Here is an 18,509-nt window from a genome sequence, read left to right on the forward strand (position 1 = left end):
GATGAAGCCCTCCCACTGAGGGAAGTTTCACTTTATGTTTTTTCTCTTTTAATTAACCGCTTGCGGGAGTATGCGTCTTCCCTTTCCTTGCGGTATACAAAGCGGTGTACCAAATAACGGATCTCTTATAATTTCACAATTCATACGAAAAACATCACGTACAAGCTTATCATTAATAATATCTTCTGGTTTGCCTTGTGCATAAATTTGTTTATCACGAATTGCTACAATATGATCTGCATAACGACAAGCTAAATTTAAATCATGCAGCACCATTACGATTGTCCGTTGCTCATTCTCATTTAACTCAAATAATAAATCAAGCACTTCAATTTGATGTGTCATATCTAAATATGTTGTTGGCTCATCTAATAAAATGATATCTGTATCCTGTGCAAGCGTCATTGCAATCCATGCACGCTGACGTTGTCCACCAGAAAGGGCGTAAACATCTCGTTCTGCAAATTCGGTCATTCCCGTTGCAGCTAGTGCTTTCCACACCATTTCTTCATCCTGCTCCGACCATTGCTTTAGCCATGTTTGGTATGGATAACGCCCTTGTTTAACAAGCTGAAGAACAGTTACTCCTTCTGGTGCTTGTGGACCTTGTGGTAAAATCGCAAGCTGGCGGGCAATTTGCTTCGTTTGCATATTTTGAATAACTTGATCCCCTAATAAAATATCCCCGGATGTAGGTTTTAATAAACGGGCAAGTGAACGTAATAAAGTAGATTTCCCACAGCCATTTGAACCTATAAAAATCGAAATTTTTCCTTTTGGAATTTCTAAATCTAATTCATCAATAATAATTGTTTCACCATAAGACAATGTTAACGATTTAGTCTCTAATGCTTTTTGCATGTTTCTCTTCCTTTACTCCGTTTTTTAATAGATAGTAAATCATCTATGTATTTTTTCTTTACCTTTATGAATTTCGACTTTTATAAAGTAAATAAATAAAATACGGAGCACCGATTGCTGATGTAAATACACCTGCTGGAACTTCAAGCGGAGCAAAGACTGTGCGTCCAATTAAATCTGCAGCAAGTACTAAAATTGCCCCGACAACAGCTGCTACTGGAAGTAATGCACCGTATAAAGAACCAACTAATCTTCTTGAAATATGCGGCGCCATTAAACCAACAAACCCAATTCCACCCGCAAAAGCAACTGCTCCTCCAATTAACGCCGTACTAAGGAGTAGCAGGAAAAAACGTGATTTGGTTAAGGGGATGCCAAGTCCGGTAGCAATATCATCACCAAGTTCTTGTGCATTTAAATGTCTGGCAGCTACAAATGCTACCGCTGTTAAAATAAGAACCCAAGGTGCTAATATCGCCACATTTTCCCATGAGGATCCGTAAACAGTACCAGTAATCCAAATATTTGCTTGACTCGTTTGATATATAGGGGCTAACAGCATAAATAAAGTTGTCGCTGCTTTCGTTAACGCCCAAAATCCAACGCCAATTAAAACAAGGCTAATCGCTGATAATCCATTATTTCTCCATGCAAATAAATATACAAAAAACGCAACAACGGTCGCTCCAATAAAGGCCGCCAGCGGCATATACTGAATACTTACTGTTAATGCATTATTTTTATCACTAAATAAAGCAAGGAATAGTACAACTGCTACACTTGCACCACCTGTAATTCCAATAATATCAGGAGAAGCAAGGGGATTTCGAACAAGGCCCTGTAAAATACAGCCCGCTACAGCAAGAGCTATCCCTACGAGAATTGCAATTAAAATACGTGGCATCCGAAATTGGTTTACAACCATATTTGACATCGCATCGCCATTTCCGGTAATTGCTTGCCATACATCATATGGAGCTACTTTCATCTCTCCCATACCAGCGCTTGCAAAGAATAACCCAATTAAAACAACTAGTAAACCCAATAGGACGAGACAAGCTCGTTTATACATTAAAAACGAGAGGCCGTCTTTTCCTACACGAAACGGAATATACTTCTTCATTTGCTAAGCCCTCTCTTACGTGCAATATAAATAAAGAATGGTGCCCCAATAAATGCTGTCATGACTCCAACTGGAACTTCTTGTGGCATAATAATATATCTTGCAGCAATATCTGCAAGTAACAATAATATTGCGCCTAATAGCCCACTATAGGGCACGATCCAACGATGGTCTACACCAACAAGTGCTCTTGCGAAATGAGGTATAATAATCCCAACAAATCCAATTGGACCTGCAACTGCAACAGAGCCACCTGATAGTAGTACAATAATGAAGAATACTAACGATTTCATCAGTACGGTTCGTTGTCCCAATCCTTTCGCTACATCTTCTCCCATCATGAGTGTATTCACTTTCCCAGCCATTATAAGAGCAGCAATCCATCCAACTAATAAATATGGAAATACAGATTGCAATACTTCTAACTTTCTACCTTGTACAGAACCAGCAAGCCAAAATAAAACTTCTTCTAGTGCACTTTCATTTAACACAAGTAATCCTTGTGTTAAAGAAGAAAATAAAGCACTGATTGCTACCCCGGCTAATGTTAACTTAAGCGGAGTTGCTCCTTCTTTTCCTAAAGAACTAGAAGCAAATACGAATACCGCGGCAACTGCCGCTCCTAAAAAGGCAATCCACGTAAACGCTGATAAAGATGTCACGGAAAAAACAACAGTCGCAACCACAATAAAAAAGAAGCACCTGAGTTTAATCCGATAAAGTCTGGAGCAGCAAGCGGATTTTTGGTTAAAGTTTGCATAAGGCAACCAGCGATAGCTAAACTAGCACCAACACTAGCTGCGATAAGCGCACGAGGAAGACGTACGTTTTGAATAATAATATGTTCATTTGAACCATTAAAATGGAAAAAAGCATCCAGTGCTAGTTTCGAACTTGTATTTGTATATCCAAAAATAATACTCCCCCAAATACAAGTAATAACTGCAACGATTCCAACAAATAGCCCAATCCATTTTGCTTGATTTGTTTTTAATAACATGCAGCGTTTCTCCTTTAATGCATACTAATACATTTTTAGTGTATTGTAGCTGAATTCGCCTTGTCAATGATAATAATAATTATTTTCAATTAGTATTGACAATCTATTCATAACACCTTAATATCAACCTTGTAATTGAAAAGGATTCTCAATAAATACAAGGGGGATACATAATGAATTTCATCAAGCAAAAATCATTTGTATTATTTGCACTTATACTATCGTTCTCACTTCTTTTAGGGGCATGTGGTAAAACCACTGACAAAGCTGAGCCTAAAAAAGAAGATAAACAAGATACGATTACAATTGAACACGCAATGGGAAAAACTGAAGTTCCTGCAAATCCGAAACGTGTTGTTGTTTTAACAAATGAGGGAGCAGAAGCTTTACTTTCTCTTGGTGTAACACCAGTGGGAGCTGCACAACCACCAACTGGTGACCCATGGTATCCGCATACGAAAGATAAATTGAAAAATACAAAGCCTGTCGGTGACGAACTCCAAGTCAATCTCGAAGCAATCGCTGCTTTAAAACCCGACTTAATTATCGGTAACAAAATGCGTCAGGAGAAAGTGTACGAGCAGCTAAATAGCATTGCTCCTACTGTTTTCTCAGAAACACTGCGCGGTGAGTGGAAAGAAAACTTTAAATTTTATGCAAAAGCAGTGAATAAAGAAAAAGAAGGTCAAAAAGTCCTAGCTGATTATGACAAGCGCATAAAAGACCTACAAGGAAAAATTGGTGATCAAGTAAATCAAGAAATTTCTATGGTACGCTTTATGCCTGGTGATGTTCGTATTTATCATCAAGATACATTCTCTGGGGTTATCTTAAAAGAACTTGGTTTCAAACGTCCTGGTGATCAAAATAAAAATGATTTTGCAGAACGTAACGTATCAAAAGAGCGAATCCCTGCAATGGATGGCGATATACTATTCTACTTCACATACAATAAAGGAAATGAAAACAAAGGTTCTGAATTAGAAAAAGAATATACGAGCGATCCTCTATTCCAAAACTTAAATGCAGTGAAAAACGGTAAAGCATATAAAGTTGACGATGTGATTTGGAATACAGCTGGTGGTGTAATAGCTGCTAATTTAATGTTAGATGACATTGAAAAGCGCTTTGTAAAATAAAATATCTCGTAAAAAAATAACTCCTATACACAGGAGTTATTTTTAATTTTGTATTCTTATTCAAAATATGTTATATTTCAAAAGTATACCAAAAAAATATTCTGTATATCAGAAAAGTTATTTTAATTTGAATTTTCTGATTAGTGTTTCTTTTTCGTTCTTTCAGATGAAAAAGAATGCACTTGAAAACGCTTATTTTAAGGTTTTCAGGGGAAAATACAAAAAACAAAGACGTTTTTATAGAATTGGCGAAATTTTTTTATTATATTTCCATATAATTCTATTGACTTCTAAATATTTTGTAAATTAAAATGATTACATAAATATCCGTTATACAGGACAGGATTAGGAGGAAGAAATATGGATGCAGCTTTAAAGTTAAACAAAGCTGAAGAACAACAATCACCAAAGAAACATCCTCCGGGATTATATTTGTTGTTCTTTACAGAAATGTGGGAAAGATTTAGCTACTACGGAATGCGTAGTCTTTTAGTTCTTTATTTAACAACTGCAGTTGTTAGCGGGGGCTAGGATTTGACAAAGCAGCCGCTGTACAACTTTATGGTACATTTACAATGCTCGTATATTTCACACCAATTATTGGCGGTTGGCTAACTGACCACTTCATAACAAAACGCCATGCGATTACTATTGGCGGTATTATTATGGCAGCTGGTAACTTTACTCTTTTCTCAATGAATACAAAAACTGGACTCTTCTTAGGATTAGGATTATTAATTATCGGTAATGGATTCTTCAAACCAAACATTTCAACTCTTGTAGGTTCACTTTACGGTGAAAATGATAAACGCCGTGACTCTGCTTTCACAATCTTCTACATGGGTATTAACTTAGGCGCTTTAATTGCACCGTTACTTTGTGGTTTCTTAGCAGAAGATTTCTTTGCATCAACTGTTAACGGCGTTATGGTAAAAGGATACAAATACGGCTTCTTAGCTGCTTGTATTGGTATGATTGTTGGTCAAATTCTCTTTAACTTACTAGCTAAACGTTATCTTGGTGATATCGGAACAACAGTTGTTGGTAAAAAATCAGCAGATAGCGCTGCAAAAGTTATCGAGAAAAAACCTTTAACAAAACAAGAGAAAAACCGTACTTGGGCAATTATCATTTTAACTTGCTTCGTTGTCTTCTTCTGGGCGGGCTTCGAACAAGCAGGTAGTTCTTTAACTCTTTATACAGATAAATTCGTTGATCGTACTATTTTCGGATGGGAAGTTCCAACTTCTTGGTTCCAATCTGTTAACCCATTGTTTATCGTTTTATTAGCACCAGTTGTTTCTGCATTATGGGTAAAACTTTCTAAAACAAAAAATGGCGATTTAAAAATCCCAACAAAAATGGCATTTGGTATGATTCTGTTAGGAATCGGTTACCTTGTATTAACATTAGCAGTTCTAAAAACAGGTAGCGATGAAGCTCATATTGCTGTACAAGCAAACTTACTATTTATTGTTATCACATATGTATTCCATACAATTGGTGAGCTATTCTTATCACCTATCGGTTTATCTATGGTAAGTGCAATCGCTCCTGTAAAGTTAGCTTCTTTATTAATGGGTGTATGGATGGCTGGTACTGGTTGTGCAAACTGGCTAGCTGGTAAATTAGCAGCTTATACACAATCTTTAGGTTATTTAGAAGTATTCTCAAGCATCGGTATTATCGTAATTGTATTAGGTTTAGTACTTCTTATGTTCTCTAAAAAAATTGCACGTATGATGGAATAAATGTAAAAAGCGGAGAAATTTCTCCGCTTTTTTTAATGCTCTTCTAATGCAGTAATATCTACTTGTACTGTTTCATTTGGTGTTTTTATATCGTGTACATTAGCAAGTCCACTTGCCTCATCACAGCTTTCAATCCAGATAGGCACACCGTGATATGTAACGTCAATTCTACTTGATGATGATAAAATTTGTTTTGCTCGCTTTATATCCACTATTGGTCCCTCCTTATTCTTTATTACATTCTTTTTTATATTGCCATGTCTGGATGAATTTTATCCCATTTATCCTCCTTCACTTCTATGACCTAAAGTCACAGTCTCACTGTGAATAACCCCCTTATCCACCTTCCGGTCTGATTGAAGAAGGGGCTTCCTGTTTCATAGACTGTTGCATAGTGGGGTGTCCCACTGCGTCTTACACAGTCTCCACAGGCGTAGATTATACTGTTCGGACATAACCTTGCCCTACAGTTTGTAGACTTTAGTTTGTGGCAATCAATTCTTCTAATCCCTTTTGTAAGATGTTCCGGCTCGCGTTATAGTCTCTATCCAATACCGTTCCACACTTTGTACAAATGTGAGTACGAATAGAAAGAGACTTCTTCACACGATTTCCACAAAAAGAACAGTCTTGTGAAGTATACTTTGGTTCTACTTTGATGAGTACACCGCCATGATTTTCACATTTGTAAGTAAGCATGTTTCGAAACATTCCCCACCCTGCATCAGAAATAGATTTCGATAATTTTCTGTTTCTAACCATGTTACGAATGTTCAGATTTTCTACAACGATAACGGAATAATCTTTTGCTAGATTGTAACTGAGTTTATGAAGAAAATCTCTGCGCTGGTTCGCTACTTTTTCATGTAGCTTGCGAACACGCTCGACTTGTTTTATGAAGTTAGCAGAACCTTTTTTCTTCTTAGAAAGTTTTCGCTGTGCTCTCTTTAGTTGTTTTTCTTTTTCACGGAGAAATCTAGGGTTTTCAAACTCTGAACCATTAGAAAGAACGGCATACTTATGTAATCCCACGTCAATTCCTATCGCACGATTGGTATCGATACCAGATGGTGCCACTTGTCTTTCGACACAGAAAATAGCGTACCATCTTTTCCCTTGACGTTTGAGAATCAGTTGATTAATTGTTCCTTCGAGTGGTCTGTGGAGTAGGATATCTATTTCTCCCAATTTTTTATTGTATAACTTACCGTTATCAGAAAAAGACATGGCATAGCGATGCTTTCCGTTCGGTTTGAATCCAAATTGCGGAAATGTCATACTCGTGTAGTCTTTATACTTTTTCTGTTTTGGATACTTTGCATCTTTACGAAAGAAATTATCAAACGCTTTTTTCAGACGTGCAAAAACTTCTTGTAGCGGCTGAGAAGGCATTTCTTTTAGAAAAGGATACGTATCCTTTTCCAATGTAAGTTGTCTTTGCATATCATAACGATTGTAATTTTCTTTATTTTGCTTATATTTCCGTTCTTTGTCTAACAAGGCAGAATTGTAGGTTTGACGACAATATTGTAACCAACGGTCTAGCACTTCTTTTTGCGCTTCTGTTGGAAAGATTTCATATTTTTGATTCAACAACATTGTCATCACCTCCCATTAGTTTTGTCCTTGTGTTTCTGTATTGCTTTAGAATTTCTAATGGTGCACCGCCTACAGTCAGCAAACAATAACTTTGAGATCAAAAGTATTCTTTCTATAATTTCTGTCTTATTTGAGGAAATTCCTTTTTCATTCCTTTGGCTTACGCCAACCAAAATTCATCCCCTCCCTACTCATTGGGCTTCACCCTTCTCATTCCTTGAGGAAGGGGAATTCTTTTGGAAGTATGTTAAATTTTTGTTCAATTCACAAAAAAAGGTATGTACAAATACATACCTTTTTTCCATAATATCCAAATTTTAAGAAAATAATGTTTTTACAACTTCACTTACTTTATCGCTGTACACTTGATAATATACTTCCAAACCACGTCTTTCAAAACGTACGACTTTATTTTGCTTTAACTTCGTTAAATGTTGTGATACTGTAGATTGCGGAATTTCTAATACTTTCTGTAGCTGTGTTACGTTACAAGTTCCACGCTGCATAAGCTCCATTACAAGACGCAGACGAAGCGGATGAGCTAGCGCTCGCAACATTTGTACATCCTCTTCTGAAATACGACACTCAAATTGATTTTGATACATAATTTCCCCTCATTTTTTCTTTTTATTTTTCTATTTGTACATGTTTATTTTTATATTTCTTCCTATTATTACATTTTATACTGAATAATTTACAACAATAAAAATTACCTTCCCCCTTTATATTAAAGAGAAAACTCTCTTTTGATGTTTGAATATTATACTATATGGCTCAGAAAAAAAGCAAAGTATCTCTAATGACATTCATTGCCTTCCAAAGTAATTTTCTCAATATTTTTGTTATATTTTTTACAGGTCATATCCTCTATCCATTTTCTTTGTTCCTACGGCAGAGGTCTTACTGTCCGTTTGTTCAGGATAAAACATATAAAGTGAAACTTTAATCAGTGGGGGTTTTCTTCATCCCCCACTGATTATTAGTTGAACCAATCGGGCTTTTACGGGTAGTTTATCTCCCGCCTAACTTCTTTACTTTCACCGAATTTTGAGGTAGGAATATTACTGCCCGCAAATAGCGGGATAAAATCAATAATAATAAAAATTATGAAAGAATAGATAAACAATTTATAACGTATCCTATCTATGTACACTCTTTCCTGTACACAGATTCTTTTAGTTCTTTCCAATTTATTCATAAAATGTAGCAGAATTTTTACAGTTGAGTGTTCTATGGAATAATTATACTTTTCCACGTTGACAATAGTGCCGAGGGAGACTATACTAACAATGTAAGTTGATTGTGAATGGTTTCACAAATAATGTGAATAACTTCACAAATTATATATAGGAGATGTCGCAATTATGAGTACATGGACACAGGTTTACGACCCATTACACAACATTTGGCTATCAGCACTTGTAGCCGCTCTACCAATTTTATTTTTTATACTATGTTTAACAGTGTTTAAAATTAAAGGATACTTATCTGGACTCTATAGCGTTATTTTAGCTATTATTCTTTCTATATTTGTCTATAAGATGCCAGCAACTATGGTTGTATCATCCGCTGCCTTTGGTGTAGCAGCCGGGTTTTATCCAATTTGTACAATTGTTATCGCAGCAATTTTCCTTTACAAACTAACTGTAAAAACTGAGCAATTTAACGTCATTCGTGATAGCATTTCTAGCATTACAAGCGATCCTCGTCTTCAAGTGTTATTAATCGCTTATTCTTTCGGTGCTTTCTTAGAAGGTGCAGCAGGTTTCGGTGTACCAGTCGCTATTACAGCAGCATTACTTGTAGGTATGGGCTTTAACCCATTAAAAGCAGCTGGTATTTGTTTAGTTGCCAATATTGCTGGTGGTGCGATGGGAGCAATGGGTATTCCAGTTACAGTACCTGCTCAATTAACACAACTAGATCCATTAATTGTTGGTCGTCAAGCTGTAACATTATTACCTTTCATTAGCTTTGTATTACCATTCTTACTTGTTGCAATCGTTGATGGTTTTAAAGGAATTAAAGAAACTTGGCAGGGTATTCTTGTAAGCGGCGGTTCTTTCGCTCTTACTCAATTCGTTGTAACATATTTCCTTGGTGCAGAACTTACTGATATTTTCGCAGCTGTTGTCAGCATGATTGCATTAGCATTATTCTTACGTGTATGGCAGCCGAAATCTTCAGAAAAAAGTAAAACAAAACAAAAACAGACAGAAAAACATAGTTATACTATGAAACAAATTTTATATGCTTGGTCACCATTTGTATTCTTAACTGTATTTGTAACAATTTTCAACTTAAAACCAGTAAAAGCCTTATTCGCTCCAGATGGTGCATTAAGTAACTTAATATGGAATATTCAAGTACCTGGCCTGCACAATCACGTGATTAAAACAGCGCCAATCGTTAAAGCAAATACACCGTTTCCAGCAATCTTTAAGTTAGATGTATTCTCATCAACAACTACTGCAATTGTACTTGCAATTATCGTATCTTTACTTGTATTCCGTGTAAGCGGTAAGTTAATAAAAGAATTAACTGTTGAAACATTAAAAGAGTTAAAAGCACCAATTTATACAATCTGTAGTGTAATTGCATTAGCATATGTAACAAACTATTCTGGTATGTCTTCAACTCTTGGATTAGCCTTTTCATCTACTGGAAAAATCTTTCCAATATTCTCTCCAATCTTAGGTTGGATTGGCGTATTCATAACAGGTTCTGTAGTATCTAGCGGCTCTCTATTTGCACCTCTTCAAGCTGTTACAGCCGCTCAATTAGATATCAACCCTTCTACTCTTGTTGCCTTAAACGTAGTAGGCGGTACAATGGCAAAAATGGTATCACCACAATCAGTTGCTGTAGCTTGCGCGGCAGTTGGAATAGTTGGTAAAGAATCAGAGCTATTTAAAATGACAATGAAATACAGCTTAATCTTCTTATTAATTATTAGCTTACTTCAACTGAACGCTGTGTTCCATATTTTCTAATACAAAAGGCTGATGACTCGTTCATCAGCCTTTTGCTTTATTTATTCACTTAAATACAATACTTCATGCCCCCTAATGGATCCTCAACTCTAAGCTATTACAAGCATCTAGCATCTAAACATGGACAATTGGTTCTAACGTTACTCCAAATGCAAAATGATTTTTCTTAACCTCTTCTCCTGCTAAAATTCCCCATGATCCTAATATTTTCTTATTTTTTCCAATACAAAAAACGCACATCGTCTTTCTTCATTTACTATAATGCCCTATTAATAAGAAAAAACAGCTATTTATCCTGCATTAACGGGCAGTAAGACCCCCACCTCAAGATGTAGAGAGAATCGAAGACGATAGGTGGGGATAATTGCCCGTAAAAGCTCGATTGGGTGGGCTTTCCATCAGTGAGGGATGACCCCTCCACACTGATGGAAGTTTCACTTTATAAAGCTGCTGCTTTTCCTTCCGTTTCCAATTTTTTTATCTCTATTCGCTTAATTTGATGAATATCTTTTTCAAGGATAGTAAATGTCCACTCACCAACAACAATAGCATCTCCTTCTGCAATAGGCTGTCCTTGCATCATCAACCAACCACCAATTGTATCAACATCATGTTCATCCAAATGCAAACCAAACAAATCATTAATTTCACTTACTAACACTTTCCCATCCACAACTTTACAATTGTCACTAACATGTTGAATAGGTGGATGTTCATCCTCATCATATTCATCTCGAATTTCTCCCACAATCTCTTCTAAAATATCCTCAAGTGTAACAAGCCCTGCGGTTCCACCGTATTCGTCATATAAAATAGCGAGTGGGATACGTTTTTTTTGCATATTCAACAATAAATCATGTATTGGAATGTTTTCCATTACTTCAATAACTGGTCTTGTATATGTCGTGATTGATTTTGCTTCTCGTTTTTCTCCATCTATATAACGGATGAAGAAATCTTTCACATTCACCATTCCCATAACTTCATCTTTGTCTTCACCAAATACTGGGTATCTTGTATATTTTTCTTGTCGAATAATTTCAATATGTGTTTCAAATAAATCTTCGGCATATAATCCAACAATTTCCGTCCGTGGTACCATAATCTCTTTCGCAAGACGATTGTCAAATTCAAAAATATTGTTTACGTATTTAAATTCCGCTTGATTAATTTCCCCGCTTTCATAACTCTCTGATAAGATGAGACGGAGCTCTTCTTCTGAGTGTGCAACTTCATGTTCAGAAGCAGGTTTTAGTCCAAATAAACTTGTCACAAAACGAGCGGCATGATTTAATGTCCAAATAAATGGATACATAATGCGATAAAAATAAATTAATGGCTTTGAAAACATCAGACTAATGTGTTCTGCCTTTTGAATTGCAAATGTTTTTGGTGCTAATTCACCAATTACAACATGTAAAAAAGTAATAACAGCAAATGCAATAACAAAAGATACAGTACTAGCAATTGAAGGAGAGATTTGAAATTTAATCAATATAGGCTCTAATACATGTTTTACAGTTGGTTCACCTAACCATCCAAGTCCAAGTGCCGTAATTGTAATTCCAAACTGACAGGCTGACAAATATTCATCTAAATTAGAAATAACTTTTTTTGCCGCTATTGCTCCTCGCCTTTTTTCTCCTACGAGTTGATCAATACGACTACTGCGTACTTTGACAATCGCAAATTCAATTGCAACAAAAAAACCCGTTAACGCAATTAAAACTGCAACCAGTATTAAATTCCCTATTTCCAAGTATCTCCCTTAGCTGCAGACAACTAAGGTTACACCTCCTGCAAAGATAAGTTTAACTTTCTTTATTTTCTCTCTTTCCCTCATAAGAAAAACTGTATAAATTTCACCAATTTTTATTTCTCATATAATTCAAGTGGTAAACCATCTGGATCTTGGAAAAATACAAAACGTTTTCCAGTAATTTCATCGATTCGAATTGCTTCAGTTTGTATACCATGCTGCTGTAAATATGAAACAGCTTCTTCTATACATTCAACAGCAAACGCTAAATGTCTCAATCCCGCTGCCTCCGGAAAACTTTTTCGCCTTGGAGGATTAGGAAATGAAAATAATTCAATTTGATATGTATCTCCAACACATAAATCAAGCTTATATGACTCTCTTTCTTCTCGATATACTTCACGTAGAACTTGAAAACCGAGTACTTCTGTATAGAATTTTTTTGATACTCCATAATTTGAACAAATAATTGCGATGTGGTGAACATGAGTAATATTCATCGTATCTTTTCCTTTCTTGTATATTCTTCTATGAAATGAAAAACCTATATATAAAGTGAAACTTCCATCAGTATGTTTTTTCATCCCACTGATGGAAAGCTCTCACCAATCAGGTTTTTACGGACAGTAAGGCAAGAGAAAACTATTCATACAGGAGGGTTACTATGAAATTTTTTACATTTGTGCTCGGACTCATTGTTGTTTTTTTCTTGCTTTTATAGCAAGTAACAATAGAAAACATATTAAGTTCAAGCCGATTCTTATCATGCTTATTATACAATTAATCTTAACGTTCCTATTATTAAATACACAAATGGGACTTATCTTTGTAACAGCAATTTCAAATTTATTTAATGAGTTATTAAAATATGCTGCGGCAGGTGTAAACTTTGTATTTGGTGGCTTATTAAACAAAGGCGAAATGTCTTTCTTTTTAAACGTTTTACTTCCAATTGTATTTATCTCTGTCTTAATTGGAATCTTACAACACTTCAAAATTTTACCATTCGTTATTCGATGGATTGGTTTTTTCCTTAGTAAAATAAATGGCCTCGGTAAATTAGAGTCCTATAACGCAGTTGCCTCTGCTATTGTCGGACAATCAGAAGTGTTTATTACTGTAAAAAAACAGCTCGGACAAATTCCAAAACATCGTCTATATACACTATGTGCTTCAGCAATGTCTACAGTATCCATGTCCATTGTCGGTGCCTATATGACGATGATTGAACCAAAGTATGTTGTAACTGCTCTCGTCTTAAACTTATTTAGTGGATTTATTATCGTATTAATCATTAATCCATACGATGTGAAAGACGAAGAAGATATTTTAGAAGTCAAGGAAGAAAAACAAACTTTCTTCGAAATGCTAGGAGAGTACATTTTAGATGGATTTCGTGTCGCAGTTGTTGTTGGAGCAATGTTGATCGGTTTCGTTGCTCTTATAAGCGCTATTAATGGTTTATTTGCAATCATTTTTGGTATTACATTTCAACAATTACTTGGGTATGCATTTTCTCCAATTGCTTTTATTATTGGCGTACCTGCTGCAGAAATTGTACAAGCAGGCAGTATTATGGCGACAAAGCTTATTACAAATGAATTTGTGGCCATGATGGATTTAAATAAACTTGCGAATACACTCTCTCCTCGTACGATAGGTATTATTTCTGTCTTTCTAGTATCTTTTGCAAATTTCTCTTCTATTGGAATTCTTTCAGGAGCAGTAAGAAGCTTACATGAAGAACAAGGAAATGTTGTTGCCAGATTTGGCTTAAAGCTCCTATACGGAGCAACCTTAGTAAGTATTCTATCTGCAATTATTGTCAGTATTATGATTTAAAATAGATAAGATTTTAATCTTTTTTCCTTTATTTTTTGTATACAATAATTCTTAAACAGATGCCTTAATTATGTGTAAGGCATCTGTTTTTTGTCTAGGAACTTTTCATACAGTGTGACATCAAAATGAAATATATAAAATTATATATTTCATATATTTCATTTTGATGTCAATTAAAAATTTATAGTGAAAACCCCTTATATTTATGTACAATAGAAAGTGTGCCTTTTTTAAAAATTATAAGAAAATATTTTAATTGATTGTTTAAAAGGAGAAAGATTAATGAAGCCTGATTTAGAAACGACAGATAGAGCGGCAAAAAAGCGTTCTAAGAAAAAGCGTATACTATGGTTTGTTCTCATTCCTTTATTCCTTGTGATTATTGGAGGAGGCAGCTATTTCTTCCACATATATAACAAAGCACAAGCTGTTGCAAACGGTGCATTCTCAGAATTAGGACGAGGAGATAAATCGGCAAAGCGCGAAAAAGCAGTGAAGCCGATGACAGATAATGTTTCCATCTTAATCATGGGTGTAGATGAAAGTAAGACCCGAGAAAAAGAGTACGGAACTGCAACTCGTACAGATGCATTATTACTTGCAACAATTAATAAAAACGATAAATCTGTAAAACTATTAAGCATTCCTCGCGATTCTCGAGTATATATTCCATCACGAAAAAAGAAGATAAAATTAACCATGCACATGCATTCGGTGGTGTTGATAGTACAATTGATACAGTAGAACGTTTTTTAGATGTTCCTGTTGATTATTACGTAAAATTTAACTTTGAATCATTTATAGAAATTGTTGATTCTCTTGGCGGCATTGATGTAGATGTACCAGTTACATTTACTGAACAAGATAGTAAAGACAATCCTGATGCTATTCACCTTGAAAAAGGTCGTCAGCACTTAAATGGCGAACAAGCACTTGCGCTAGCGAGAACACGCCATATTGATACTGACTATATGCGCGGCCAACGTCAACAACTTGTTTTAGAAGCAATCGCTGAAAAAGCATTATCTATGAATTCAATTGACAAACTTGGTGGCTTACTGGATGCGGTAGACCACGATATCAAAACAAACTTAACTTTCGATGATATGATGGCAATTACCAAAAATATGATGAGTTCTGATCTGAAAATGGATAAATTGCAAATAAAAGGAAAAGACGAATATATCGATGGCATATATTATTACGTCCCTGAAGAAGAAAGTGTTCAATCTATTTCTGAAGAACTACAAAACCACCTTGGTGTTACTGGTAAGTCAGATCATAAGAAACTATAAGAAAAACCAGCTGTTGTATACAACAGCTGGTTTTTTTCTTATATCCGCTTATCTTTAAACATACATTTCATACTGCAATACAAGAAAGAATTTCTTTGATTCTCCACATGAAAATTCTAATTAAAGGAAATTATATTACAAAAATGTAACGTTTTTTTACAAAAATATTACACAGACAATAAAATTAATAGTATACTAGTGTGTAATTAATACTCTTTTTATCATTTTATACGTTAGAAATAATACATATCATACATAGCCTAAAAATTTTATTTTGGGGGAAATAAATGAAACTACGTAATTGGATTATTGGCTCTGCGATTGCCGGTGGAATCATTCTTTGTGCTGGCGGTGTTAGCGCTTATCAATATGTATCCAAATTGAATAATCAGTTAGATACATACATTTTACCCCACACAACATTTGAAGGTATTTCCTTAGATGGCAAAACGAAAGCAGACGTTCAACAAATTGTTCAACAAAAAGTTGATGAATTAAATAAAAAATCCGTGAACTACACCTTCCAAGACAACACACAGACATATACTTGGCAAGAACTAGGCGTTGAATATAAGGGTACAAATGTTGCGGATGAAATTTTCAAAGAACAACAGAGCAATATTTCTAATCGTTATAAAATGCGTAAACAAGCTGAAAAAGGTGAACTAAAGCGTGACTATAAGCTAGATCCTTCTATAAACACAGCAAAATACGATGCATTTATAAAAGAGAAATACAATGACCTCCTAGTAGAGCCTGTTAATGCAGAGTTATCTGTTTCTGGAACAACGGTTAATATTAGCGAAAGTAAAGATGGCGAGAAAGTTGATAAAGAAAAATTAAAATCCTTAACAACAGAAGCAATTACTACAAATAAACAGGACATCCAAATTCCAATTACAGCAGTGAAACCGGAACACTCAACAGAAGATGTGAAAAACATGGGGATTCAAGGAGTAATTGCTGAATATTCTACTCCGTTGGCTGGCCGAAATGCGAATCAAACATTTAACGTACAACGTGCTACCAACACATTAACAGGAGTACTTGTTGCACCCGGTGAAACATTTAGCTTTAACAACCGCGTTGGCATTACAGATGCAGCCCATGGCTATAAATCAGCGGCTGTATATGTAAATGGAAAAGTAGAACAAAGTGCCGGCGGTGGTGTTTGCCAAGTAAGCAGCACATTATATGGTGCTGTATTGCGTGCTGACTTAGGAGTTGTAGCCCGGAGTAATCACTCTTTACCAGTCCATTACTTACCACTTGGTCAAGATGCAGCTGTCGCTGACTATGGTCCTGATTTGAAATTTACAAATAATACTGGTAAGTATATTTACATTCAATCATTCACGGATGGCAGTAGTGTAACTGCTCGTATTTTCGGTACAGATACAGGAAAAAATGTAGAAGTTTCTTCGAAAGTTATAAGTGAAACAGATAAAAACATTGTGGCTGTAACATATAAAAAAGTAACACAAAACGGGCAAGTACTCTCCAACGGTCAAATTTCAAAAAGCATATACAAAAAGGCGTGATGATTCACGCCTTTTTGTTTTGTAATATAGAAACAAAATTATTAATATGTGCTTTTGTTTCTTCTATTGTCCATATACGATTCCCATACCGCTCAGCTTCTTGACACACTTTCTTCCAATCTTCTATTTTTTGCATTTGAACAAATTCTTGTAATAATTTCTCTCTCGTTTCTTGTTCTTCCTGTTCTTTAAATTGTTGCATAAGATCAGTCATTTCTTCTTCATATATACTTAGTGTACAATATGCCTTAAGGAAATATTGAAATGTCGAATACATAAATCTCTCTCCTTTCTTATTTATTCAGAAGGATAAGAAGTAATAATTTTAAAGCCTAGCTCACTCCCCTTATCTTTCTGCAACACAGTCACTGTATTACGAAGTCCATCTTTTACACGCATATCTTTTTTTAATACTGTTTTTCCAACTGGAAACGCATGCTTTGTATTCAATACAAGACGGTTTTCCTTCGATTCTTTCAGCCATGTATTAATTTCTTTTTCATGCTGCTTTAAACTATCTTTTACCGCCTTTGTTGCCGTTTCTTTATCGTAATATGTACTTGCAGCCGATACTTTATCTGTACGCAATCGTTCTTTTAATTGCTCTTCTGTTTTGCCAACGTGACGCTCTAACGTATGGCCATTTTTCGGCGGTCCTTCCATTTCATCTAAAATGTTGTCACTAACATTTACAACTGCTGCACTATTTTCTTTCGATGTGGTTTGTTTTTGTTGCTGTCCTGAACATCCACTTAATACAAGTATCATCATAAGCATTACGCTTATAACAACATTCCGTAATCGTTTCATCGTATCACCTCTTCCATGATTATTGTATTATCTTTAGAAAAAGTCAATTTTAGCTCTTAGAGAAACTATCACGTACAACAGATACCCCTTTCTCCCCTAACAATACCAATATAGAGCATATAAATAAGATTTTTTATTTAACTATTCTATTGTCTCCATATGAAAAATATGGTGTAATGCTTAAAAAGGTAAAGGAAATTTAATTCATATGGAAGAAACGATTCATTCTTTTCTCACAGCGCATCAAACAGTTGCAATCCCACTTAGCATTTTACTCAATATTCTTATTAGCTTAGCAGCCTTTATTCCTAGTATTTTTTTAACTGCTATTAATATCACACTATTTGGAGTAACAGAAGGAACACTCATATCCATTACCGGGGAAGCATTGGGAGCTATCATCTCTTTTTATTTATATCGTCTTGGTTTTCAAAAAACTGCTCAAAAAAATATAGATAAATACCCAAAAGTACAAAGACTTCTTTATGTACAAGGAAAAGAAGCTTTCTTTCTCGTTTTATCATTTCGCCTCGTTCCCTTTATCCCTTCTGGCATTGTTACATTGTTTGCATCTCTTGGAACGATGTCCATTCTAACTTTTAGCGTCGCTAGTACACTTGGTAAAATACCAGCATTACTTATTGAAGTGTATTCCACCTATCACGTTATGAACGGAACGAATGAAGCAAAGTGGATTATTGCCATTGCTGGTTGTATCGGCTTGTTTTATGTGTGGAAAACATGGAAGAAACAATGAAAAAAGGAGCATTTTGCTCCTTTTTTCATTATATAAAGG

Annotated in this window: 14 protein-coding genes and 5 pseudogenes; 7 read left to right on the forward strand and 12 right to left on the reverse strand. The window is 35.2% G+C overall.

Translation table 11 applies throughout. The features are described from left to right. Nucleotides 1-48: 48 nt before the first annotated feature. From ACEWFJ_RS21250 to ACEWFJ_RS21260, 3 genes and pseudogenes are all read right to left on the reverse strand, one after another. Nucleotides 49-861: an ABC transporter ATP-binding protein gene (locus ACEWFJ_RS21250; protein WP_440604341.1), complete on the reverse strand. Its 813-nt coding sequence runs from the start codon at nucleotides 859-861 to the stop codon at nucleotides 49-51. Nucleotides 862-925: 64 nt separating this feature from the next. Further along, on the reverse strand, nucleotides 926-1,984 hold the full coding sequence (locus tag ACEWFJ_RS21255) for a FecCD family ABC transporter permease (protein WP_429717361.1): 1,059 nt from the start codon (nucleotides 1,982-1,984) through the stop codon (nucleotides 926-928). Beyond that, nucleotides 1,981-2,915 (reverse strand): annotated as a pseudogene (locus ACEWFJ_RS21260) (FecCD family ABC transporter permease). Before ACEWFJ_RS21260 ends, ACEWFJ_RS21255 begins: the two are co-directional and overlap by 4 nt. A 242-nt stretch (nucleotides 2,916-3,157) precedes the next feature. On the opposite strand from ACEWFJ_RS21260, the gene ACEWFJ_RS21265 reads away from it, so the two are divergent. Continuing rightward, nucleotides 3,158-4,123 (forward strand): ABC transporter substrate-binding protein, encoded by a 966-nt coding sequence (locus ACEWFJ_RS21265; RefSeq protein ID WP_473689826.1) that lies wholly within the window; start codon nucleotides 3,158-3,160, stop codon nucleotides 4,121-4,123. Nucleotides 4,124-4,483: 360 nt separating this feature from the next. After that, nucleotides 4,484-5,874 (forward strand): annotated as a pseudogene (locus ACEWFJ_RS21270) (peptide MFS transporter). A 32-nt stretch (nucleotides 5,875-5,906) separates the two neighbouring features. On the opposite strand, the gene ACEWFJ_RS21275 reads toward ACEWFJ_RS21270, so the two are convergent. The 4 genes and pseudogenes from ACEWFJ_RS21275 to ACEWFJ_RS21290 all read right to left on the reverse strand — a co-directional run bounded on the left by ACEWFJ_RS21275 (nucleotide 5,907) and on the right by ACEWFJ_RS21290 (nucleotide 8,078). Next, nucleotides 5,907-6,086: an acid-soluble spore protein H gene (locus ACEWFJ_RS21275; protein ID WP_473689827.1), complete on the reverse strand. Its 180-nt coding sequence runs from the start codon at nucleotides 6,084-6,086 to the stop codon at nucleotides 5,907-5,909. Between the two features lie 268 nt (nucleotides 6,087-6,354). Next, nucleotides 6,355-7,479, reverse strand: a complete 1,125-nt coding sequence (locus tag ACEWFJ_RS21280; protein WP_473689828.1) for an RNA-guided endonuclease InsQ/TnpB family protein — start codon at nucleotides 7,477-7,479, stop codon at nucleotides 6,355-6,357. Then, nucleotides 7,451-7,624 (reverse strand): annotated as a pseudogene (locus ACEWFJ_RS21285) (transposase); the annotation flags it as partial. The gene ACEWFJ_RS21280 and the pseudogene ACEWFJ_RS21285, both read right to left, overlap by 29 nt. Before the next feature lie 166 nt (nucleotides 7,625-7,790). Continuing rightward, a complete protein-coding gene (locus tag ACEWFJ_RS21290) occupies nucleotides 7,791-8,078 on the reverse strand; it encodes an ArsR/SmtB family transcription factor (protein ID WP_098309033.1) in 288 nt (95 codons plus the stop codon). 759 nt (nucleotides 8,079-8,837) lie between these two features. On the opposite strand from ACEWFJ_RS21290, the gene ACEWFJ_RS21295 reads away from it, so the two are divergent. Continuing rightward, nucleotides 8,838-10,466: an L-lactate permease gene (locus tag ACEWFJ_RS21295; RefSeq protein WP_473689829.1), complete on the forward strand. Its 1,629-nt coding sequence runs from the start codon at nucleotides 8,838-8,840 to the stop codon at nucleotides 10,464-10,466. A gap of 114 nt (nucleotides 10,467-10,580) precedes the next feature. On the opposite strand, the gene ACEWFJ_RS21300 is transcribed toward ACEWFJ_RS21295, so the two are convergent. The 3 genes from ACEWFJ_RS21300 to gloA2 form a co-directional block, all read right to left on the reverse strand. Further along, nucleotides 10,581-10,706 (reverse strand): hypothetical protein, encoded by a 126-nt coding sequence (locus ACEWFJ_RS21300; protein WP_301287641.1) that lies wholly within the window; start codon nucleotides 10,704-10,706, stop codon nucleotides 10,581-10,583. Nucleotides 10,707-10,905: 199 nt separating this feature from the next. Further along, a complete protein-coding gene (locus ACEWFJ_RS21305) occupies nucleotides 10,906-12,225 on the reverse strand; it encodes a hemolysin family protein (RefSeq protein WP_473689830.1) in 1,320 nt (439 codons plus the stop codon). Between the two features lie 113 nt (nucleotides 12,226-12,338). After that, the gene (gloA2, locus tag ACEWFJ_RS21310; protein ID WP_098309030.1) at nucleotides 12,339-12,725 is read right to left on the reverse strand and encodes an SMU1112c/YaeR family gloxylase I-like metalloprotein; all 387 of its coding nucleotides are present in this window, start codon (nucleotides 12,723-12,725) and stop codon (nucleotides 12,339-12,341) included. A 164-nt stretch (nucleotides 12,726-12,889) separates the two neighbouring features. Here gloA2 and ACEWFJ_RS21315 point away from each other — a divergent pair. The 3 genes and pseudogenes from ACEWFJ_RS21315 to ACEWFJ_RS21325 all read left to right on the forward strand — a co-directional run bounded on the left by ACEWFJ_RS21315 (nucleotide 12,890) and on the right by ACEWFJ_RS21325 (nucleotide 16,903). Then, nucleotides 12,890-14,067 (forward strand): annotated as a pseudogene (locus ACEWFJ_RS21315) (NupC/NupG family nucleoside CNT transporter). Nucleotides 14,068-14,349: 282 nt separating this feature from the next. Beyond that, a pseudogene (locus ACEWFJ_RS21320) lies at nucleotides 14,350-15,362 on the forward strand (LCP family protein). Nucleotides 15,363-15,649: 287 nt separating this feature from the next. After that, nucleotides 15,650-16,903: a VanW family protein gene (locus tag ACEWFJ_RS21325; RefSeq protein ID WP_473689831.1), complete on the forward strand. Its 1,254-nt coding sequence runs from the start codon at nucleotides 15,650-15,652 to the stop codon at nucleotides 16,901-16,903. Nucleotides 16,904-16,907: 4 nt separating this feature from the next. Here the strand turns inward: ACEWFJ_RS21325 and ACEWFJ_RS21330 are convergent, their stop codons facing one another. Together ACEWFJ_RS21330 and ACEWFJ_RS21335 are read right to left on the reverse strand one after the other, a co-directional pair. After that, on the reverse strand, nucleotides 16,908-17,180 hold the full coding sequence (locus tag ACEWFJ_RS21330) for a hypothetical protein (protein ID WP_473689832.1): 273 nt from the start codon (nucleotides 17,178-17,180) through the stop codon (nucleotides 16,908-16,910). Between the two features lie 20 nt (nucleotides 17,181-17,200). After that, the gene (locus ACEWFJ_RS21335; RefSeq protein WP_098309025.1) at nucleotides 17,201-17,713 is read right to left on the reverse strand and encodes an RNase A-like domain-containing lipoprotein; all 513 of its coding nucleotides are present in this window, start codon (nucleotides 17,711-17,713) and stop codon (nucleotides 17,201-17,203) included. Between the two features lie 208 nt (nucleotides 17,714-17,921). Here ACEWFJ_RS21335 and ACEWFJ_RS21340 point away from each other — a divergent pair, with 208 nt between their 5' ends. Beyond that, nucleotides 17,922-18,470, forward strand: coding sequence for a TVP38/TMEM64 family protein (locus tag ACEWFJ_RS21340; RefSeq protein ID WP_440604345.1), 549 nt, complete (start codon nucleotides 17,922-17,924; stop codon nucleotides 18,468-18,470). Nucleotides 18,471-18,509 lie beyond the last annotated feature (39 nt).

This window comes from Bacillus sp. EA-CB0995 (assembly GCF_055814245.1).